We start from the raw sequence: 21,734 nt of genomic DNA, 5'->3' as shown, positions 1-21,734 counted from the left end.
TTGGAGAGGGATGAAGCCGACACAGCGTGCTTTTTAGCATGGCTTTACCAGACTTTACCCCCGGAACCCGGCGTGCTCGTTCAAACCGCGCGGGGCTTGCGATACTCAGGTGCTATTTTTTGAACTGCGCTCATGTCCACTGCCACTGCTTTGCCACCCCCTACGACCACTACCACCCACTTGTTGAGCGTGGTCGTGCCGGTGTTCAATGAAGACGTGGTGTTGCCAATTTTTCATGCCCAGTTGAAACAGGTACTCTCTGCGATAGCCGGTCAGCATGAAATTATTTTTGTGAATGACGGCAGCACAGACCAGACTCAGGCCGTGCTGGACACCTTGCGGGCGAGCGACCCTCAGGTCGCCGTGGCCCGCCTGAGCCGCAACTTTGGCAAAGAGCGCGCGATGACCGCGGGTCTGGAACTGGCACGCGGCGAGGCAGTGATCATCATGGATGTGGACCTGCAAGACCCGCCTGAGTTGATTCCCGACATGCTGACCGCCTGGCGCGGTGGCGCCGATGTGGTCAACATGCATCGCACGCGACGCGACGGCGAAACCATGCTCAAGAAGGCCACTGCGCATTTTTTCTACCGCATCATTAACCGGCTGAGCGAGGTCAGCATTCCCAACGACGTGGGTGATTTCCGCCTGTTCAGCCGCCGCGCGGTGGACGCGCTGAACCGCCTGCCTGAGAGCAATCGCTTCATGAAAGGGCTGTTTGCCTGGATTGGTTTTCACCAGGTCACTCTGGATTACCACCGCAAGGGGCGAGCGGCAGGCGCGAGCAAGTGGCCGTACTGGCGGCTTTGGAACTTTGCCCTTGAGGGTTTGACCTCATTTTCCACGGTGCCTCTGCGGGTGGCCACCTATGTGGGACTTTTCAGCGCCACAGGCGCTTTTACCTATGCCCTGTACTTTTTGGTCAAAACGCGCGTTTGGGGTGATGAGGTGCGGGGGTTTCCCACTTTGATCGAAGTGGTGCTGCTGCTGGGCGGCTTGCAGCTGATGGCCATCGGCATTGTGGGGGAGTATGTGGGGCGCATTTACATGGAATCCAAACGACGCCCCATCTACCTGCTGGACAGCTACGCGCCCCCAAGAAACACACCATCACCCGCGCCATGACGCCCTCGCTTCGTACCCGACTGGGCCAACCCGGCACTGTCGTCTGGACCCTGGCCCTGTTGGTGCTGATCCGCCTGGTCAGCCTTGGCCTGTATCCATTGACCGACAACACCGAGGCACGCTACGCCGAGATTGGGCGAGTGATGGCCCAGCTGGGCGACTGGGTGACACCTTCGTATGACGCCGGCGTGCCCTTCTGGGGCAAGCCGCCGTTGTCGTTTTGGGCCACAGCCAGCAGTTTCCAACTATTGGGGGTGAGCGAGTTTTCGGCGAGACTGCCGCACTTCCTGGCCGCGCTGTGCGTCGCCTGGTTGATGTGGGACTGGGCCCGGCGCGAGTCCCGGTCGGTCGCTCTCACGGCAGTGGCGTTGTTAGGCGGCAGCAGTCTGATGCTGTTGGCCTCTGGCGCAGTGATGACGGACATGATGCTGACCCTGGGCACCACCTTGACCTTGCGGGGCTTTTGGCTGGGCTTGTATGGCGACCTGACCCGCCGCAACACCGAGGGTTGGCTGCTGTTTGTGGGCCTGGCCGCTGGGTTGTTGGCCAAAGGACCACTGATTTTGGTGCTGACCGGCGTGCCGCTGGGGCTTTGGAGTTTGTTCAGCGGGCAATTGGGGCGCGTCTGGCGCGATTTGCCGTGGGTACGCGGCTTGCTTCTGACACTCGCGTTGGCGGCGCCTTGGTACGTGCTGGCCGAGGCGCGTACGCCGGGGTTTCTGGATTATTTTCTGGTGGGCGAGCATTGGCACCGGTTTGTCACACCGGGCTGGAGTGGGGACCGCTACGGCGTGGCCCATTCGGCGGCGCGCGGCAGCATCTGGGTATACGCCATCATCGCTTTGCTGCCCTGGTCCGTATTGCTGCCTCTGGGGGCCTGGCGCCAGCGACGCCGTACCGAAATACCAGGGAGTGAGACAAGACCAACCCCCTCGCCCCAACGCTACCTGCTCGTCTGGACGCTGGCACCATTGGTGTTTTTCACGATGGCCGGGAATATTTTGTGGACCTACGTGTTGCCCGTACTGCCGCCTTTGGCGCTGTTCGCCGCGAACTGGCTTCACGCGCGCTGGCCAGCGGCATCCATCAACCGGATGCTGACCTTGGGCTTGGGCATCAGCACGCTGCTGTTCGCCGCATTGGTAGGCGGGCTGAACACTGCGGCGGCGAAAGACTGGCACACCACGCGCGAGTTAGTCGCGCACCACGCTCAACTGGCGCCAGCCGAGGGGGCGCTGACCTTCTACCCTTCGCGTCCCTATTCGGCGGCGTTCTACAGCCGGGGCCATGTCAGCGAAGTCACCCAGATGACGGCCTTGCGCACCCGCCTGACCGGGCCGCCGGGGATGTGGGCGATGAAACCGGGCGATTGGCAGACTCTGCCCGACGATTTGCGCGCGCGCCTGCATCCACTAGCGCAGCATGGCGAGTACCTGTTGCTCCGTGTGCAGCGCTCAACAACAGTCACGCCATCGTGAATGTGATTTATTACCCGCATAAAGATCATAGATAAACGCATTTATCGGTAATTAATGATCACGCGGGTGAGGAATAAAATAACGGCATGAGCCAAACACCTGACCAAGCCCCCAGCAAAGCCAAAGCGACACGCTTTAGTCCTCCCGTTGCCGTATTGTTTGATGCCTACGGCACCCTGTTTGATGTCTACAGCGTCGGCTTGCTGGCCGAACAATTGTTCCCTGGCCACGGCCAAACCCTGAGTGTCCTGTGGCGCGACAAGCAGATCGAATACACCCGCTTGGTCACCACCAGCAACCACGGCGCGCACTACCAGCCGTTTTGGAATTTGACCCGCTCCGCCTTGGTCTACGCTATCAAAAAAATAGTGGCTCCCGAAGAGAGTACGAAGACTTCCGCTCAATTTGATCAAAATTATGGTGGCCAGGTCGAGAAGCTGATGAACCAGTACCGCCACCTCAGCGCCTTCCCGGAAAACCGCGAAGTACTGCAGGCCCTCAAGGACCGGGGCGTGCGCACCGGCATTCTGAGCAATGGCGACGCGGGCATGCTGAACCTGGCCGTGAAATCCGCTGGGCTGGATGGCTTGCTGGACCATGTGATCAGTGTGGACCCGGTGCGGAAATTCAAAACCCACCCCGACGCCTATGCATTGGGTGCCCAGACCCTGGGCCTGACGCCCGAGCAAATTGGCTTTGTGAGCTGCAACGCCTGGGACGCACTGGGTGCTACCTGGTTTGGCTACCAGACCCTGTGGGTCAATCGCTATCGCCTGCCGTTTGAAGAACTCGGCACCCAGCCCACCCGCACCGGCAGCAGCCTGCGCGACGTGCTGGACTTTTTCCCCACCTCCTCTTGAAAGCTTTCCCCATGACGCATCGCATCACCAAGCACCGACTGCAAGTGGCCATCAACCTGGCCGAATTCATCGATACCCAGGTCTTGCCTGGCACCGGTGTCACGCCGTCCAAGTTCTGGAAGGGCTTTGACGCCCTCGTGGCTGACCTGGCCCCCAAGAACATTGCCCTGTTGGCCGAGCGCGACCGCCTGCAAACCGAACTGGACAGCTGGCACAAAGCCCACCCCGGCCCGGTGCAGGACATGCCCGCCTACCGCGCGTTTCTGGAAAAAATTGGCTACCTCGTGCCCAACCCCAAAAAGGCCAAGATCACCACCCGCAAGGTGGACGCCGAGTTGGCGATTCAAGCGGGCCCCCAGCTCGTGGTGCCGGTGCTGAACGCCCGCTACGCGCTGAACGCGGCCAACGCCCGCTGGGGCAGCCTCTATGACGCGCTGTACGGCACGGACGTGATTGCCGAAACACAAGGCTGCGAAAAAGGCAAGACCTACAACCCCAAGCGTGGCGCCAAGGTCATCGCCTACGCCCGCAATGTGCTGGACCGCACCGCGCCATTGCGCAAAGGCTCTCACCTTGATTCTGTGGGTTACCGCGTGAAAGCGGGCAAGCTGGCCATCAAACTGGCAGACGGCAGCAACACCAGCCTGCAAAACCCCGAGCAGCTCATCGGCTTCCAGGGCGAAGAAAAAGCCCCCTCCTCGGTCTTGTTGCAGCACAACGGCTTGCACCTGGACATCATCATCGACCGCACCACGGCCATTGGCGCCAAGGACCCGGCCGGCGTCTCTGACCTGGTACTGGAAGCAGCTCTTTCCACCATTCTGGACCTCGAAGATTCGGTGACTGTGGTGGACGCCGACGACAAAGTGCTTGCCTACACCAACTGGCTCGGCATTCTGAAAGGCACTCTGACTGAAGAGGTGAGCAAAGGCGGCCAGAGTTTCACCCGCGGGCTGAACCCGGACCGCGTCTACACCGGCGCCAACGGCAAAAAAGTGACCCTGCACGGGCGCTCGCTCATGTTTGTGCGTAACGTCGGCCACCTGATGACCAACCCCGCCATTCTGTACACCGACAAAGCCGGTGCCGAGCGCGAAATCCCGGAAGGCATTCTGGATGCGGTGGTGACCACCACCATCGCCATGCACGACTTGGCCCGCACCAAGAAAGACGCCATCCGCAACTCCCGCAAGGGCTCGGTTTACATCGTCAAACCCAAGATGCACGGCCCGGCTGAGGTGGCGTTCGCTGCGGAGCTGTTCACCCGCGTCGAGAAGATGCTGGGTCTGGAGGACAGCACCGTCAAGCTCGGCATCATGGACGAAGAGCGCCGCACCAGCGTCAACCTGAAAGCCTGTATTGCCGCTGCAGAGAGCCGCGTGGCCTTTATCAACACCGGCTTTCTGGACCGCACGGGCGACGAGATGCACACTACCATGCTGGCCGGCCCCATGATCCGCAAGGGCGACATGAAGTCCAGCGCCTGGATTGCCGCCTACGAGCGCAACAACGTGCTGACTGGCCTGTCCTGCGGCCTGCGCGGCAAGGCCCAAATCGGCAAAGGCATGTGGGCCATGCCCGACCTGATGAAAACCATGCTGGAGCAAAAAATTGCCCACCCCATGGCCGGTGCCAACACCGCCTGGGTGCCCAGTCCCACCGGAGCCACCCTGCACGCCCTGCACTACCACCAGGTGCTGGTGAAAGACGTGCAGAAGGCCATGGAGAAAGTCAACTTCAACAAAGAGCGCGACACCTTGTTAAACGGCTTGCTGACCGTGCCCGTGACCGCCACCCCCAACTGGACGGCTGCCGAGAAGCAGCAAGAGCTGGACAACAACGCCCAGGGCATTCTGGGCTACGTGGTGCGCTGGGTGGACCAGGGCGTGGGTTGCTCCAAAGTGCCTGACATCCACAACGTGGGCCTGATGGAAGACCGCGCCACTTTGCGCATCAGCAGCCAGCACATGGCGAACTGGTTGCACCATGGCGTGGTGACCAAAGCCCAAATCACGGAGACCTTTGAGCGCATGGCCGCTGTGGTGGACGGCCAGAACGCCGGCGACCCGCTGCACCAACCCATGGCCGGCCACTTTGACACCTCCATGGCCTACCAGGCCGCGTGCGACCTCGTGTTCAAAGGCATGGAACAGCCCAGCGGCTACACCGAACCTTTGCTGCACGCTTGGCGTTTGAAGGTGAAGGCGGCGGCTTAATCAGCAAGTTCGCTCAGTAGCTATTAAAAAAATAGCTACTCGCGCTCTTTCCATAAGGGCGAGAGGCACATTTTCATCTTAAAGAGCAACGGCACCTTCGGTGCCGTTGCTCTTTATGCGTTGTGGACCATGACGCCATCCCGGGTGGCTGCACCTGCGCGAACCAAGTCGGCAATCAGCTGGGCAATCCACTCGGAGAAATCAAGCGACGGGAAATGGGTGGTGTGAATGAGGCCGAAGTAAGGGGTGGCTTGAGCCCAGGCCAGCAAGGCGCCGTGCTCCAGGCGCTGCACCTCCAGCAACTTGAACTTCAGCAAGACCTTAACCGCGTATTGAATGTGCTTGTCGGGCCTCGTCACAAAACTGTCCAGCCGGGCGCGCGCATTGGCAATCGCAGCACTCACGCCCGAGAACAAAGGGCCATGACCAGGAATCACCCACGCCGGGTCCAACGACTCGATGAGATCAATCGTTGACCCCACTTCGGCAAATGCATCCACCCCTTCCAGCTCCGGAAACACCACGCCAAAGCCCCGCTCCCACAGGGCATCAGCCGACACCAGCACACGGGACTCTGGCTCAAACAGAATAACGGAGTGAGGGTCGTGGCCCGGCGCCGCGTGGATCTGCCACATCTCGTCGCCCAGGCGAAGCTCGGTGCCGGGTTGCAGGGCCGCCGTCATCTGGAACGCCGGGCAGGTCTGGCCCGTGGGTTCATAACTCAGCGCAACGGCGTCCCAACGCTGAACCTCAGGGGCATGGCCAGGCGGAATCAGTGTGCGCAGTGACGGATAGGCGGCTTGCAGAGCGGCGTTGCCACCGCAGTGGTCACTGTGCAAATGCGTGTTGACCAACACATCCAAAGGGCGGTCCTTCAGACTGCATTGAACCAGCGCCAGCGTCTGTGCGGCATGTGCGCAGTAGCCGCTGTCAATGAGCGCCGTACCCGCCGAGCCCTCGATCAAAATATTGTTCGACGACAGCCAGCCCCGCTCAAACACGGTGACGCCATGTGGGAGGGAGGGTCGGTCAGCCATCGGTATGGCCTGGTGCAAGGTCGGTCGGCGAGTTGAATCTCATGGGTATTTCCTTTCAGGCCATTCTCAAGCATCGCGCCCCTGTCTCGCCATAGCGCGCCCTTGCCACGGCCAATCCGTCGTCACACAAGCGACAGGGCTGGCTACACTTTGGGACCGCCCATCGCCACGTAAAAGGAGCCCTGCATGAAGATCACACCACCAACGGACCCCGCGCATTGCCCTTTGTGCGGAAAACCCAATCAATGCGCCATGGAGTTGGAGCGCAGCAGTGGCCAAAAGCAGCCGCCCTGCTGGTGCACACAGGCCGACTTCAGTGCCGACCTGCTGGCGCAGATACCGGCTGAATCAAAGGGCAAGGCCTGCGTCTGCGCTGCCTGCGCCCACGCGGCGACACCATGCTGAAGTGGCTGGACCGCTTTCCATTGGTGTGGTTGGTCTTGCTGGCGCTGTGGATGCTGGTTGCCCCTGTCACCCCGGAGCCCCATTTGATCGAAAAGATGCGCATGTTGAGCGACGGGACGCTGTCGCAGCCCATCGACATCTTTGACTTGCTGATGCACAGCACGCCTGCGGTTCTACTGCTGGTTAGACTCGTGAGATTGAAAAGCAAAACCTAGTTGAGAGCCGACCTCGGCCCTCCCGGTGCCATTGCATCGCAGCAACTCAGGGCTATTTGGGGGTCTCGTCTGGCTTGACGACATCGGGCAAGTCAAAGTCAATCAAGTTGTCGTTTTGAGACGGCGTTTCGTCATTGGCTTTTAGTCCAGTCGGGATGGTGGCTGGCGCTGCATTACCGGCTGCCAGTCCATCGTGACCCGAGTCATCGCCGCCCTCAACATCAGAAAGATCGAGATCCAAGGCCATCATATTTTCAAACTGGGAATCGGAAGGGTCAACCACTGTTTGTTCGACCGTCGAAATTATGCCGCTGTAAAAGGCAGCGGGCTCTCCCAAGTGATCCACCGTGTCGTCATTCAACTGCTGAACCACGGACTGCAATAGCAACAAATCGCGGAAGGCCGCCAGGTCCAAGCTGCTTCGCTCGGCATTTCTCCTGTTTTTCAGCACATAGGTATTAATGCAATCCAGGGCCTCTGGTGTCGCCCAATGCACAGTGATGTCGGCCAATACCGCAGGATAGGCTTCCAGTGATTTGCCTTCTGACTTGAAGCGGGCAAACTCTGGAACAACCGAATTGAATACGCGGTTGAATCCCTCGCGGCTTCGCTGAAACTCAATTTTTTTGCTGAGTGAGTGCTGCAGTCCAAGCAGATCCAGAAAAACATGGGGGTTGGGTACATCACTATCGTGTATCACCTTCTCCAGCACGACCAAAGCCTGATCAGTTTGCCCCAGCGCCACAAAAAACTCGGCCTGCTGGCGCAACTCGGCAATCAGTACGGCATCAAAACTCTCCGACCCGGGCAATACCAAGTCGAGAGGAGCTGCGGCCGAATGGCCTTCGCCGGCCCCCTGAACTTCGCCCGACTGCATGATCCGGTGGAAACGGGACTCTCCCATTTCGACCTCACTGACATCGACGTCTTGGGTTCTGGAGTCATGCCACTGGTTGGAAGGAGGAAACGTCACCGCCTTCTCCAGGCGTGGCTCGACCACTGCCTTGGCAACGGGTGCGGGCACAGGTGGCACCTTGCCACTCGGCGCGACGGCATCAACCGATGAGTCAGACGCCACGACTGACGCCCCCCACCACTCACCATCCTCGTCCTGCGTGCGTCGCTGACGCCCCCACAGCACGGCAATAGCCGCCACGGCCGCCAGAATCAAGGCTGCCAATGCATAAACCAACCACGCCGGGAAGCGCGCTGATTCCGATTGATTCAATCGAGTCCTCAAATCACTCAGATTGCTTTCATTTTTCGCAATCAAGGCCTGCAGGGAATCGACCGTGATCTGCATGTCTTGCACTTTCTTCAGGTCAGGCGACACATAGTCTGCGGCCGCGTCAGGCTGCTCCATCTCAATGAGCGAGATGCGGTCTGAGAACAATTCCAGATTGTCCAGCTTCAGGCGGGACTGACCCGACGGCGTTGACGCACGCTTTGGCGTCACATCACGGGCCAGGACCGCAGCCTGACGCGGCTCTTTGGCAGGCTTCTCTGCCTTCGTTCGCGCCGCCTTTCGAGCGGGGCGTGGAGATCCGTCCGCCGCCGCAGGCAACGGAGCTGGATCGGCAACCACGGGCACAGGCGTCCGCGTGGGGACCAAAATTTGGCCAATCTGAACTGGGACGGTTGGGTCTGCTGCCTTGGGCAGGTCAGCGAGAAGTACGTAGCGCCGTTCAGCCTTCAGGTCGCAACGGGCGCGCAATGTGACGGACACAACCGGTTCGTTGACCAAAGCGGAGGACTGCACACGCACGACGACGGACTGGGGCGAACCCGTTGGCTCGACACGTACGCGAACGGCGGGCTGCCGAACATCCGCGTGGAAGACTTCGGCATCAAAGCACGCAGCCGATGCGTCGTCCTGCTGCTCCACCTGCACGGGAATCGATACGTCCAATGGTCGCCCGATGATCACTGGCCCACGAAGGCTCCCTAGCGTCAGAGCATCGCCAGCAAACGAAACACAAAGTAAAAGCGCCGCAGCCCCGATTGATTTGACTCTATATTGCAAGGTCGCCTTCCTAATTTTTTTCGCATTCTCTCATATCACAACCCAACTCCGGTCAAATCACGGCAAGCGCGCAGCACCCTGAAGCGGGGTGACAGTGACGTCGAATTTCGTCTGCCCTTACCGCCTCGCTCATCACGCAACAAGCTCTCAATAGACACTATCATTGCTGCATAACGATCACCTCGAACCCAAGGAAGCCATGCCGACCTACCATATTGAAATGCTCGAAGGCCGCACGATAGAGCAAAAGAAGAAGCTTGTGGAAGAAATCACCCGCGTCTCCGTCGAAGTATTGGGCGGCAAGCCAGATTCCGTGGATATTCTGATCACTGACGTCAAGCGGGAAAACTGGGCCACCGGGGGTGTGCTCTGGACGGAGCCTCGCACGTAAAAAACCAGCATCGACCCGCCCTATGTGCCAACTTCTTGGAATGAACAGCCGGTTGCCCGCAAGCCTGACCCTGAGTTTCACAGGGTTCTCTCAGAGAGGCGGGGGCACTGACCACCATTCGGATGGCTGGGGTATCGCATTTTTTGAGAGTGACGCGACCACGCCCAACCTGCCGGGAAAGGGCGTTCGGTATTTTGTTGACAAAGAGAGCGCGGCTACCTCTTCCATTGCGAAGATGCTGCGCAGCTACCCGATCAAAAGTCACAACGTCATTGCCCATGTGCGCAAGGCCACTGTTGGCAAGGTGATGCTGGAAAATTGTCACCCTTTTGTGCGGGAGTTGTGGGGCCGCTACTGGGTGTTTGCCCATAACGGGGACCTCAAGGGCTATACCCCGCATCTGCATGGTGCGTTTCGCCCGGTCGGTGATACCGACAGCGAGCAGGCCTTTTGCTGGCTATTGCAAGAATTGGCCAAATCACATGCAGGGGTGCCCTCGATTGAGGAGCTGACCTGCACCCTGAACGAGCTGGCACCGCAGGTTGCCAAATTTGGCACTTTCAATTTTCTGCTGAGCAATGGAGAGGCCTTGTGGGCTCATGCATCTACCAAACTGCATTACGTCTTGCGTCAGCCACCGTTCACGCACGTTCACTTGAAAGACGAAGACGTCAAAGCGGATCTGGCCGCGCTCAATGGCCCTGAAGACCGCCTTGCCATTGTGGTTACTGAGCCACTCACCACCAACGAGCAATGGACGGCGATGGTGCCGGGACAATTGACAGTGTTTGTGGAGGGGACGGTGTCGTCTTGCAATACCTTGACCGCCCCAGCCGGCGCTACAGTGTCGGCTTGAGTGACTGCTCCAATGCATCAATGAACATGGCGGCCACATTGAACCCGGCTTGGTCGAATATCTCCTGAAAGCAGGTCGGACTGGTGACATTGATTTCGGTCAGGCTATCGCCAATCACATCCAGCCCCACCAGCAGCAGCCCCCGCGCATTGAGAACCGGCCCTAATGACTCGGCGATATAACGATCACGTTCGGTCAAAGGCTGGGCCACCCCGATGCCACCGGCAGCCAAGTTGCCACGAACTTCGCCCCCTTGAGGGATACGGGCCAGGCTAAACGGAACAGGCTGCCCCCCAATCACCAGCACGCGCTTGTCACCCTGCTCAATGGCCGGCAAAAACTTCTGGACCATGACTGTCTCAGCCCCCTCTTTGTTGAGGGTTTCCGTGATGCTGCCCAGATTCAATCCATCGGCCTTCACGCGAAAGATACCAGCGCCCCCCATCCCGTCCAGAGGTTTTAGGATGATGTCCTTGTGCTCGGCGTGAAACTCGCGAATGTCTTTCGCTGATCGGGTCACCAATGTAGGCCCAATAAATTCGGGGAACTCCAGAATCGCCAGTTTCTCAGGGTGATCCCTGAGCGCCCGTGGCTTGTTGAAGACCTGCGCACCCTCACGCTCTGCCTGCTCCAACAGGTGGGTGGCGTAGAAATACTCGCTGTCAAAAGGCGGATCTTTGCGCATGATGATGGCATCAAACTCACACAGGTTCCGGCGCTCTGCGCTCTCCACGGTGTACCAATCCACCTTGTCGCCAGTGAGGCGCAGGGCGGTGACTTCTGCTTGCACTCGTGCGCCGGACACCCATGCCATTTGACGTGGCTCACAGGAAAATACGCGGTGACCGCGAGCTTGCGCCTCGCGCATCATTGAAAAGGTGGTGTCCTTGTAGATTTTGAAGGAGGCTAGCGGGTCGGTGACAAAAAGAATGTTCATGAGAAATGCGAGAGAGGGGACTGGTCTAAATTTCGATCTTCGAGCCTAACTCAACCACTGCATTGTTGGGTAGCTTCAAGAAATCAGCCGCACCACTAGCGTTGTGATGCATTTGGGCAAACAGCTTTTCACGCCAACGCGCCATGCCCCGCCCCATGGACGGCACCACGGTGTCACGCGACAAGAAATAGCTGGTACTCATCTCCTCGAGCTCACAGCCGCGACCCTTGATTTGCTGCAACGCTTTGGGCACGTCCGGGTCGTTCTTGAATCCGTAGTGAATTTTGACTTGCCAGCAATCGTGGCCCAAAGCCTCAATTTCCAGTCGCTTGCCCATGCCAATCCAGGGAACCTCATGGTTTTGGACCGTCACGAACAAATTGTTGGCATGCAGCACCTTGTTGTGCTTGAGGTTGTGCAGCAAGGCATTGGGAACGGTTCCGGTCTCGGCAGTCAGAAACACAGCGGTGCCCTCCACCCGCACCGGTGGACTGACGAACACGGCATCCAGAAAACTGGGCAAGTCAATGGCGTCAGCTTTGAGCTTTTCGTTCAACAAGCGTCGGCCCTCTTTCCATGTCAGCATCAAGGTAAAGATCGCGCCGCCAATCATGAGAGGAAACCAACCGCCGTCAAAGAACTTGCGCATGTTGGAGGCGAAAAAGGCCAGATCGACCACAAAGAATAGCGCCGTGGCGCCAATGCAAAGCACCAAGGGGTATTTCCAGCTGTACCGAATCACAAAAAAGGTCAGCACTGTGGTGATCAACATGTCCAGCGTGACCGCAATACCGTAGGCCGACGCCAGATTGCTGGAGGAGCGAAACATCACCACCGCCATCACAATGGCCACGAACAGGCCCCAATTGACAAACGGCATGTAGATCTGGCCGGTGTCCTTGACGCTGGTATGCAGGACTTGCAGACGCGGCAAATACCCCAGTTGAATCACTTGTTTGGTGACGCTGAACGCACCGGAGATAAGGGCTTGCGACGCAATCACGGTGGCCATCGTGGCCAAGCCGACCAGCGGCACCAGCGCCCAGTCGGGCGCCATCATGAAGAATGGATTTTTGACGGCTGCCGGATTTTCCAGCAACAAGGCACCTTGTCCAAAATAGTTGAGCGTCAGACAGGGCATGACCACCGAAAACCAGGCGAGGCGAATCGGCTTCTTGCCGAAGTGACCCATGTCGGCATACAAGGCCTCACCACCCGTGACGCAAAGCACCACCGCACCCAGGATGATGAACGTGATGCCCGGGTTGTGCCACATGAAACCCAGCGCGTAGTGAGGGCTCATGGCCCAAAGAATGGTGGGGTGACCCGCAATTTGAACCACGCCTAGGGCAGCAATGGTGACAAACCAAACGACCGTGATCGGGCCAAAAAACCTGCCAATGTCGGCCGTGCCACGCTTTTGGACGGCAAACAAACCAAACAAAATGACCAGGGTAAGTGGAATCACCGCGCTCTTGAAGGTCGGGGACACCACTTCCAGGCCCTCGACCGCTGAGAGCACCGAGATGGCCGGTGTGATGACCCCATCACCATAAAACAGGCAGGCGCCGAAAATCCCCACTATCAGCAAGACCCGCCTCAACTCGGGCTTGTCTTTGACGGACTGGGAGGCCAGCGCCAGCATGGCTACCAACCCGCCTTCCCCATTGTTATCCGCGCGGAGCACCAAGGTGACGTACTTGAGCGAAATGATGACGGTCAAGGTCCAGAAAAAAATGGACAAAATACCGTAGACGTTATCAGGGGTAAACGGTACATGGCCGGAGCCGAAGACCTCTTTGATCGCGTAGAGAACGCTGGTCCCGATGTCGCCATAGACAACGCCGATGGCACCCAGAGTGAGTGCGGTGAGAGACGATTTTGATGCGGACACAAGTTGACCCCGCACTAATTCCGTCGGGGTTCCATTCCATTGGGGACCGCCATTGTGCGCCTGCGCGGTCGCTCTTTCGGAGACGGTTCTCTAATTCACAAATAATGTTGCAGCGCAGCAACTACACCTCGCTGCAGATCGCCCCGCAAGGGTCTAGGCATAGACCTCTGCGTCGGGGTCGGTTGCTTCCAGTTCATAACTGGCGGCCAGCATGGCAAGGCGCCCGATCACGCCATACATATAGAAGCGATTGGGTGCACTCGCGCCAGGCTTGATGCCGGGTTGGGGCAGATGTGCGCTTTGCTCGAATGCCAAGGGCACAAAACTGGCGCCTGGTGCGTTCAGGTTTTCATCAATCCCACGACCAGCGTGGACCCGGTAAAAACCACCCACCACGTAGCGGTCCATCATGTACACCACGGGCTCCGCCACGGCGTCATTGATACGCTCCTTGGTCAAAACGCCTTCCTGAATCAGGATGTCTTGCGGCAGAGAAACGCCTGGCCGCCCTTTGGCAATTTCCTGAAGACGGGGAAGCAAAGTATCCATGTCCTTGGCATCGCGCACTGTCAGGACGCCCAGCGCGTGATTGCCATCGTCCGCCTTGATCACCACAAACGGTTTTTCCTTGATGCCGTATTCCTTGTATTTGCGACGAATTTTGGCAAGCAAGGCATCCACATGCGTGCGAAGTTGGTCCATCCCGGCAGGCTCAAGTAAGTTGACGTTTTCACACTTGTCAAACATGGGATTGATCAACCACGGGTCGACTCCCAACAACTTGCCCAATCTCTTGGAAACCTCTTCGTAGCACTTAAAATGCTTGCTTTTGCGACGTGTGGCCCAGCCCGCATGAAGCGGTGGCAACTGGTACTGCTCGTAGACCTCTTCCAGAATGCCTGGCACACCTGCACTGAGGTCGTTGTTCAGCAAAATGGTGCAGGGGTCAAAGTCTTTCAAGCCCAGACGGCGCTTGGTGCGAATGACGGGCTCCAGCGTCACGCGCTCACCGGTCGGCAGTTCAATCGTAGTGGGTTTTTTGATGGCCGGATCGATGGAGCCCACGCGAACATTCAACCCCGCCATGTGAAAGATGCGTCGCAACTGTGCCACGTTGGCAAGGTAGGACGTGCTACTGGGCTGATTCTCTGGAATCAGCAGCAGATTGCGCGCTTCAGGGCAAATTTTTTCGATCGAGGCCATGGCCGCCTGAACAGCCAGCGGCAACATCTCGGGGGTCAGGTTTTGCCAGCAGCCGGGAAACAGATTGGTGTCCACGGGCGCCAGTTTGAACCCGGCGTTTCGCACATCCACCGAGCTGTAAAACGGCGGTGTGTGCTCCATCCACTCCAAGCGAAACCAGCGCTCGATGGCGGGAGTGGAGTCCAGCACCCGCTGCTCCAGTTCGTTGATGGGGCCGTTAAGTGCGGTGACAAGATGTGGAACCATGCAGCCCTCTTTCGCAGTATTTGGTATTCGGAATTCTAGGACGTGGCGCCGGTTCTGCCATATTCAAGGTAACACAGACGCTGGCGGCGCAATCAAATTAAGAGCGTCGCGATAATGGCAAGTTCAGCAATAAGTTTTGCGGCTTGAGCCGCAGGCGATTCTGCTCGTCAATGGCCATGGCCAGGTAGACCGGGCGCCCGGCCACCTCTGCCAGCATATCTGCCGGATTGACAAACTCCAGTCGAAACAGGCACATCAGGCGGCGACGCCGCTCGTCTGATACCTCATCGCCTTTGTAAAGGTCATTCAAAATGCCGCTGGCCTGTGCGTCCAGCCCCACATGCCAAACCCAGTGCTCATCGACAATTTCCTTGTCGGTCTGCAGGCGGACCTCCAGGCGTAAAAAGTGGGCAATCCAGCGGGTGAGCACCCGGCAAAGGGCGTCCAGCGCCGGTTGGCCATGATTGAGGCTCACCACCAAGTCAAAACACTCATTGCGCTGCCAATAAGCGGCCGCATTGTCCAGCCCCAAGACATCAAGGTCGACGCTGCGCAAAGGCGCACCGCCCTGTTTGAGCAGTTCGCCCAAACTGCCAAAACCACCGCTGCTGGCATGGCGTTCGACCGTCTCGTCGTCTGCAGCCATGACCGAGCCATCCTCCAGAACGGATACTTTCTGGGTGCGAAACAACATTTCAGCCGCACGGACCTCCATCGCTGACGCTTTGCCGCCCAGCACATGACGCAACAAGATCTGCGTCAGTTGCTGAACCAGAACCGGCGCCACATCAACACCATCCCCCTGGAACAAGGCCATATAGCTGGCTTCCAGCGTGGACCCGGCCAACAGGCGGGCTCGAAAACGCAGCCACACCGCATAGTTGTCAGCCGCGTCACGGTCTTGCAGAGTCGCCAAAGTCGCCTCGGGCACCTCACACCGGGGCGTCTCAAGCAACTGCTCGTGCAGCGCCACCTCGGCGGGACAGGAGTCCAAAATAGGGGCCAGTTCGGGGCGACTCAACAGGTGGCGCAGAAAGTCATCGGTGACAGTCAGATGCCCGTTGGCATCAACTGCCAGCAGCCGATAGCCTGATGTAGGCCAGTAATCAATTTCAGGTGTGACCAACATCAATAACAACCTCTTGAGAAACCACTGATTCGAGGCGCCATCATGTGCGAACCTCGCCTTGACCCAGCACCACGTATTTCAACGAGGTCAGGCCCTCAATGCCCACCGGGCCACGGGCATGGAATTTGTCGGTACTGATGCCGATTTCGGCGCCCAGTCCAAACTCAAAACCGTCGGCAAATCGCGTGCTGGTGTTCACCATGACGCTGGCGGAGTCCACTTCACGCAAAAACCGTTGGGCATGCAGGTGATCCCGCGTGACGATGGCGTCCGTATGGTGGCTGGAGTATCGGTTGATGTGAGCAATGGCCTCATCCACGCCTGCCACCACCTTAATGCTGATGATAGGTGCCAGGTACTCCTCGGACCAGTCTGGCTCGACCGCATCCACAATCAAGCTGGCCCCCGCCCCGCCGCCTTGCGCGGTCTGCACCGACGCGACGACCGGATTGCTGCGCAAAATCTGCGCTGCCAAACCGTCACAGCGCATCTCGACCCCCTTCGCCGCAAACAGTGCGCCCACGCGTGGCAAAAAAGCCTCGGCCACGGGCCGCGCGACCAGCAAGCTCTCTGTGGCGTTGCAAGGGCTGTATTTCTGGGTTTTGGCGTTATCGACCAACATCAAAGCCATGTCCAGGTCACAGCCGTCATCGACATACATGTGGCAATTGCCATCCAGGTGTTTGATGACGGGCACCTTGGAGTCCCGGCTGATGCGCTCAATCAGCCCTTTGCCGCCCCGGGGAATAATCACGTCCACGTACTGGGGCATGGTGATGAGCTGACCCACCACTTCACGATCCGTGGTCTGCACCAGTTGCACCGCGTCTGCCGGCAAGCCGCTGTCCATCAGCGCCAGTTGCACCAGCTTGGCCAGCGCTCTATTGGACTCAATCGCCTCGGAGCCTCCCCGCAAAATGCAGGCATTGCCGCTTTTGATGGACAAACTGGCTGCCTCAATGGTCACGTTGGGGCGACTCTCGAAAATCATGCCAAACACGCCAATTGGCACCCGCATCTGTCCCACGCGAATGCCGCTGGGTTGTTGCTTCATGCCAATGATTTCACCAATCACATCTGCCATGGCGGCCAACTGCTCGCAGCCCAGGGCACAGGTTTCGATCACTTTGGGGGTGAGCTTGAGGCGATCCACCATGGGAGCGGCCAAACCAGCAGTCTGGGCACGTTCAATGTCTTTGGCGTTGTCAACCTGCAGGGCGTCGATGTTCTCGCGCAGTAAATCGGCGAGTTTGCGAAGCGCTCTGTTTTTAGTAGCTGCTTGCGCTTTAGCCATCAGAGCTGAAGCGGCTTTTGCCTGCAAACCCAGCGTCTGGGTGTATTCCGTGATGTTGAGAGCGTCCATCATTTATTCTCGCACGATCAAACTGCACAACGCCCGGAAAATCAATACGTGCGCGAGGTTGGCGGCGACACCACACACTGCGAGCACAGCATCATGGCCAGCCGCTGCAAAGCCTGCCAGTTGTTGGTCGGCCAACCGGGTTGTTTCAAACCTTTGACAATGCCGTCGACCAAGTGGGCGGCTTCCAACAATTGCGCCAGCGCAGCATCACTCAGCCGGGGCAGCACCCGCTCAAACAGGCGCTCCTTCGCGCCCCAGACGCGCTGCTCACGCAAGGCCATGGGCATGGGGCGCCCCTGGCCCAGCGCGTCCTTGACCCGCTTGAGCGCCCGAATGTCTTCACTCAGGGCGTAGTGCACCAGCACTTCGGCCTCGCCTTCGGCCTGCAAGCCATCCAGCATGCGTTGCACCCGAATCGACTGCCCTGCCAACACGGCCTCAGACAACTTGAAGACGTCGTAACGCGCCACGTTGAGCACCGCGCTTTCAATCTGCGCAAAGCTCAGTTCGCCCTGCGGGTGCAGCAAACCCAGCTTTTGAATTTCCTGGTGTGCCGCCAGCAGATTGCCCTCAACCCGGTCGGCAAAAAACTGCAGGGACCGCTGCCCTTCGTCGCCACCCGCCACCCGCTGTCCCTGGGCGGACAAGCGCTGTGCAATCCAGGCCGGCAAGGCGTTGCGCTCGACCGGCTCCACTTGCACGGTCACACCGAAACTCTCCAGCGCGCCAAACCAGGCGCCCGTTTTGGTGGCTTTATCCAACCGGGGCAACATGACCAGCGTCAACGTGGTGTCGTTGTCGCGAGACTGTTGGGCGAGGTGCTGCAGAGCGGCGCTGCCATCCTTGCCGGGCTTGCCGGTCGGAATGCGCAACTCCACGATTTGCTTGTCGGCAAACAGACTCAATGAGCCGCCGGCCGCCAGCACCTCGCTCCAGTCATAGTGAGCGCCAGTCACCGTGTGCGACGTTCGCTCGGTATAGCCCTGTGAGCGAGCAACGACACGGATCGCATCCAAGGCCTCCTGAATCAGCAAGGGCTCGTCACCATGCAGGGTGTAAAGGCTTTTCAGGCCTTTCTGCAGGTGAGCGCCGAGCTGGTTAGGGTTGAGCTGCATATTTCACGGCTGCCAAACGACGCAGCAGTTGCTGAACCAGGTCACTTTGCATATCCCGGTAGAGCAAGCCCTCCTCAGCCTCCTTGGCCAATGACGCGGATTCATTAAAGCTAAGGTCCCGTTTTTGCAGGATTTCAGTGTCAGGCACCAACTCCTCACCCTCGGGCGTGCGAACCCTGAAGCGCAACCGGATGCGCAGCTGAAACTCCCGCACCTGGCCCGAGCTGTTCACGCCTACCACGGTTTTTTCACGCGTCTCTTGCAAAATCTCGAGAATGACATCGGCGTTCTTCAAAGGCTCTTTCAAGGGCAGCACCTTGACGGCCCCTCCAAATGAACGACGCAGCTCAATGACCAATGAGCCACCCGGATTGGGCTGGACCGCGATAGTCTCGAAGTTGTAGCTTTGAGCGCCTCGCAGCTTGAACCCACACCCCACCAAGGCGACCGAGGTCAGACTGACAGCACCCAACAAAGACAGAGCGGAGCGACGTTGCATAGAGACTTTCAAACGACCAAGTTGACCAGACGACCCGGCGCCACAATGACTTTTTTGGGCGCGCCGCCGTCAGACGCCTTCTGGAAAGCCTCGCTGGCAATGGCCGCACGCTCAATCTCGGCCTTGGAGGCGCCGGCCGGCACCACAATGGCGCCACGGAGCTTGCCGTTGATTTGCAGCATGAGTTCGATCTCGTCCTGGACCAAGGCAGCGGGGTCCACCTCAGGCCAGGGCGCGTCAAGCAACTCCCCCAGCGTGCCGGCGTAACCCAGGCCCGCCCACAGACTGTGCGCGATGTGCGGCGTGGCCGGGTAAAGGCAACGCAGCAAAATGCCAAAGCCTTCAATCATGGCCACTTGCGCGCCCTCGGACTCGGTGGCCTTGAAGTCTTCCAGCGCGTTGATCATCTTCATGGCGCCGGATACCACGGTGTTGTATTGCATGCGCTGGTAGTCATAGTCCACCTGCTTGAGCACCGTGTGCATCTCCAGCCGCAAGGCCTTGGCCTCTTTGCTGAATTGAATGTCTTTTAAGGCGTTTGCGCCGACCACACTTGCACAAGCAGCTACAGAATCAATAGCACCGAGCTTGACGCCATAGTTCCAGACCCGGCGCAGGAAACGGTAGGACCCCTCAACAGAGGCATCGTTCCACTCCAACGTAGCCTCGGGTGGTGCGGTGAACATGGTGTACAGCCGCGCGGTGTCGGCGCCGTATTTCTCAATCAAGTCCTGCGGATCGACACCGTTGTTCTTGCTCTTGCTCATGGTGCCGACACCTTCGTAGGTGATCAGTGTGCCCGCCGGCAAATCGCCTTTGGCTTCCTTGAGTTTGGCGCCGGTGACTTTGCCAGCAGCATCGAACATATCTTCCACCTCATGGGGCCAGAAATACTCAATCCCGCCCTTGTCGGCCTTGCGTGAGTAGATATGGTTGAGCACCATGCCTTGCGTCAGCAGCTTGGTGAAGGGCTCGTCAATCTTAACCAAGCCCAAATCCCGCATGACCTTGGTCCAGAACCGCGCATACAGCAGGTGAAGAATGGCGTGCTCAATGCCGCCAATGTACTGATCCATGCCGCTGCCGCCGGTGGCCTTGTCCTGGTCCCGCATCCAGTAATCGGTACCACCCGCCACCATCTGCTCGATGTTCTTGGGATCGCAATAGCGCATGAAATACCATGAACTGTCGACAAAAGTATCCATGGTGTCGGTTTCGCGCCGCGCCGCCACACCACACACAGGGCAAACGACGCCCGCGTGAAAGCCTTCGTGCTTGTGCAGCGGGTTGCCCGAACCATCGGGCACACAGTCTTGCGGCAACACCACCGGCAAGTCTTTTTCCGGCACCGGCACCGCGCCGTGCTCGGGGCAGTGGATGATCGGAATTGGCGTACCCCAGTAGCGCTGGCGACTCACACCCCAATCGCGCAGACGCCAGGTGGTCTTTTTCTCGCCCAGTCCTTTGACCTGCAAGGCATGGCTGACCGCAGCCACCGCGCTTTGGAAGCTCATGCCACTGAAGCTGTCTGAGTTGATGGTGACCCCGCGCTGCTTGTCACCATACCAGTCCTGCCACTGGTCATAGTCATAGGTGAGGCCATCAATCAAAACGACCTCAATGATGTCAATGCCGTACTTTTTGGCAAACACGAAGTCGCGCTCATCATGCGCAGGCACGCCCATGACGGCGCCATCGCCATAACCCATCAGCACGTAATTGCCGACCCAGACTTCAATGGGGTGACCGTTGAGCGGGTGCGTCACGAACAAGCCGGTGGGCATGCCCTCTTTTTCCCGCACGGCAAGTTCCGCCTCGGTGGTGCCGCCTTTTTTACACTCTTCAATGAAGGCGGCCAGAGTGGGGTTGCTTTGTGCCGCATGCGTGGCCAGGGGATGCTCGGGCGCCACGGCGCAAAAGGTGACGCCCATAATGGTGTCCGCCCGGGTGGTGAACACATACATGCGGCCATCACCAATAAGTTGATCGGCATCATCTTTGATATTGTGGGTAAAGGCAAAACGCACGCCTTCACTCTTGCCAATCCAGTTCACCTGCATGAGCTTGACGCGCTCAGGCCAGCCCGGCAAGCCGTTTTTGACGTGGTCCAACAACTCTTCAGCATAGTCAGTGATCTTGAGGTAGTAGCCGGGAATCTCCCGCTTCTCCACTGGGGCGCCGGTGCGCCAGCCTTTGCCGTCAATCACCTGCTCATTGGCCAGCACGGTCTGGTCCACCGGGTCCCAGTTGACGACCTGGGTCTTGCGGTAGGCAATGCCTTTTTCCAGCATTTTCAGGAACAGCCACTGGTTCCACTTGTAATAACTCGGGTCGCAAGTGGCAATCTCCCGGCTCCAGTCAACCGCCAGGCCCATGGCCTGCATTTGCTTGCGCATGTAGGCAATGTTGTCAAACGTCCACTGCGCGGGAGGCACGCCGTTTTTCAGCGCGGCGTTCTCGGCGGGCAGCCCAAACGCGTCCCAGCCCATGGGCATCAGCACGTTGTAGCCCTTCATGCGCAACTGGCGCGTGAGCATGTCGTTGATGGTGTAGTTGCGCACATGGCCCATGTGCAGCTTGCCACTGGGGTAGGGCAGCATGGAGCAGGCGTAGAACTTCTTCTTGGACGTGTCCTCGATCACGCGGTAAGCGTCCGTGGCAGTCCAGTGACTGTGCGCCGATTGCTCGACCTCGAGGTGGTTGTATTTATCTTGCATAAGGGTTCACTCAATCGGCCGACAG

18 protein-coding genes are annotated in these 21,734 nt (G+C 58.7%); 8 read left to right on the top strand and 10 right to left on the bottom strand.

Annotated features, from left to right (window positions below; all coding sequences use genetic code 11):
- Positions 1–132 precede the first annotated feature (132 nt).
- From J8G15_RS17095 to J8G15_RS17080, 4 genes are all read left to right on the top strand, one after another.
- A complete protein-coding gene (locus J8G15_RS17095) occupies positions 133–1,125 on the top strand; it encodes a glycosyltransferase family 2 protein (RefSeq protein WP_210543676.1) in 993 nt (330 codons plus the stop codon).
- On the top strand, positions 1,122–2,603 hold the full coding sequence (locus J8G15_RS17090) for a glycosyltransferase family 39 protein (protein ID WP_210543674.1): 1,482 nt from the start codon (positions 1,122–1,124) through the stop codon (positions 2,601–2,603). The genes J8G15_RS17095 and J8G15_RS17090 overlap by 4 nt, the downstream gene beginning before the upstream one ends.
- An 86-nt stretch (positions 2,604–2,689) precedes the next feature.
- Positions 2,690–3,463 carry a haloacid dehalogenase type II gene (locus tag J8G15_RS17085; RefSeq protein WP_210543672.1) on the top strand — a complete coding sequence of 258 codons (774 nt, stop codon included), beginning with the start codon at positions 2,690–2,692 and terminating at the stop codon, positions 3,461–3,463.
- Positions 3,464–3,474: 11 nt separating this feature from the next.
- The gene (locus tag J8G15_RS17080) at positions 3,475–5,679 is read left to right on the top strand and encodes a malate synthase G (protein ID WP_210543670.1); all 2,205 of its coding nucleotides are present in this window, start codon (positions 3,475–3,477) and stop codon (positions 5,677–5,679) included.
- A gap of 113 nt (positions 5,680–5,792) precedes the next feature.
- Here J8G15_RS17080 and J8G15_RS17075 read toward each other — a convergent pair whose 3' ends face one another.
- Entirely contained in the window at positions 5,793–6,716 is a 924-nt protein-coding gene (locus tag J8G15_RS17075) for an MBL fold metallo-hydrolase (protein WP_210543668.1), read from the bottom strand.
- 186 nt (positions 6,717–6,902) lie between these two features.
- On the opposite strand from J8G15_RS17075, the gene J8G15_RS17070 reads away from it, so the two are divergent.
- Both J8G15_RS17070 and J8G15_RS17065 read left to right on the top strand, forming a co-directional pair.
- On the top strand, positions 6,903–7,121 hold the full coding sequence (locus J8G15_RS17070) for a cysteine-rich CWC family protein (protein ID WP_210543666.1): 219 nt from the start codon (positions 6,903–6,905) through the stop codon (positions 7,119–7,121).
- Positions 7,115–7,336, top strand: a complete 222-nt coding sequence (locus tag J8G15_RS17065; protein WP_240538349.1) for a hypothetical protein — start codon at positions 7,115–7,117, stop codon at positions 7,334–7,336. The genes J8G15_RS17070 and J8G15_RS17065 overlap by 7 nt, the downstream gene beginning before the upstream one ends.
- A 52-nt stretch (positions 7,337–7,388) precedes the next feature.
- Here J8G15_RS17065 and J8G15_RS17060 read toward each other — a convergent pair whose 3' ends face one another.
- Positions 7,389–9,245, bottom strand: coding sequence for a hypothetical protein (locus tag J8G15_RS17060; RefSeq protein WP_210543665.1), 1,857 nt, complete (start codon positions 9,243–9,245; stop codon positions 7,389–7,391).
- Positions 9,246–9,558: 313 nt separating this feature from the next.
- Between J8G15_RS17060 and J8G15_RS17055 the strand changes: the two genes are divergently transcribed.
- Both J8G15_RS17055 and J8G15_RS17050 read left to right on the top strand, forming a co-directional pair.
- Positions 9,559–9,750: a 4-oxalocrotonate tautomerase gene (locus J8G15_RS17055; RefSeq protein WP_210543664.1), complete on the top strand. Its 192-nt coding sequence runs from the start codon at positions 9,559–9,561 to the stop codon at positions 9,748–9,750.
- 22 nt (positions 9,751–9,772) lie between these two features.
- On the top strand, positions 9,773–10,606 hold the full coding sequence (locus tag J8G15_RS17050; protein WP_210543662.1) for a class II glutamine amidotransferase: 834 nt from the start codon (positions 9,773–9,775) through the stop codon (positions 10,604–10,606).
- On the opposite strand, the gene gshB is transcribed toward J8G15_RS17050, so the two are convergent.
- The 8 genes from gshB to leuS form a co-directional block, all read right to left on the bottom strand.
- The gene (gshB, locus tag J8G15_RS17045; RefSeq protein WP_210543660.1) at positions 10,590–11,543 is read right to left on the bottom strand and encodes a glutathione synthase; all 954 of its coding nucleotides are present in this window, start codon (positions 11,541–11,543) and stop codon (positions 10,590–10,592) included. The two genes, J8G15_RS17050 and gshB, sit on opposite strands and share 17 nt — an antisense overlap.
- A gap of 25 nt (positions 11,544–11,568) precedes the next feature.
- Complete coding sequence (locus tag J8G15_RS17040; protein WP_210543657.1) at positions 11,569–13,437, bottom strand: potassium transporter Kup; 1,869 nt, start codon at positions 13,435–13,437, stop codon at positions 11,569–11,571.
- A gap of 153 nt (positions 13,438–13,590) precedes the next feature.
- A complete protein-coding gene (gene gshA / locus J8G15_RS17035) occupies positions 13,591–14,886 on the bottom strand; it encodes a glutamate--cysteine ligase (protein WP_210543655.1) in 1,296 nt (431 codons plus the stop codon).
- Positions 14,887–14,983: 97 nt separating this feature from the next.
- Entirely contained in the window at positions 14,984–16,015 is a 1,032-nt protein-coding gene (locus tag J8G15_RS17030; protein WP_210543653.1) for a DUF6352 family protein, read from the bottom strand.
- A gap of 40 nt (positions 16,016–16,055) precedes the next feature.
- On the bottom strand, positions 16,056–17,378 hold the full coding sequence (locus J8G15_RS17025) for a glutamate-5-semialdehyde dehydrogenase (protein ID WP_210547638.1): 1,323 nt from the start codon (positions 17,376–17,378) through the stop codon (positions 16,056–16,058).
- A gap of 41 nt (positions 17,379–17,419) precedes the next feature.
- Positions 17,420–18,493, bottom strand: coding sequence for a DNA polymerase III subunit delta (gene holA, locus J8G15_RS17020; RefSeq protein WP_210543652.1), 1,074 nt, complete (start codon positions 18,491–18,493; stop codon positions 17,420–17,422).
- Positions 18,477–18,992, bottom strand: a complete 516-nt coding sequence (gene lptE / locus J8G15_RS17015) for an LPS assembly lipoprotein LptE (protein ID WP_210543650.1) — start codon at positions 18,990–18,992, stop codon at positions 18,477–18,479. The genes holA and lptE overlap by 17 nt, the downstream gene beginning before the upstream one ends.
- Positions 18,993–19,000: 8 nt before the next feature.
- Positions 19,001–21,709: a leucine--tRNA ligase gene (gene leuS / locus J8G15_RS17010; protein WP_210543648.1), complete on the bottom strand. Its 2,709-nt coding sequence runs from the start codon at positions 21,707–21,709 to the stop codon at positions 19,001–19,003.
- Positions 21,710–21,734 lie beyond the last annotated feature (25 nt).

Origin of the sequence: Rhodoferax sp. PAMC 29310 (genome assembly GCF_017948265.1) — a bacterium.
Taxonomy (GTDB): Bacteria; Pseudomonadota; Gammaproteobacteria; order Burkholderiales; family Burkholderiaceae_C; genus Rhodoferax.
This window is presented reverse-complemented; position numbering and strand designations above follow the sequence as displayed.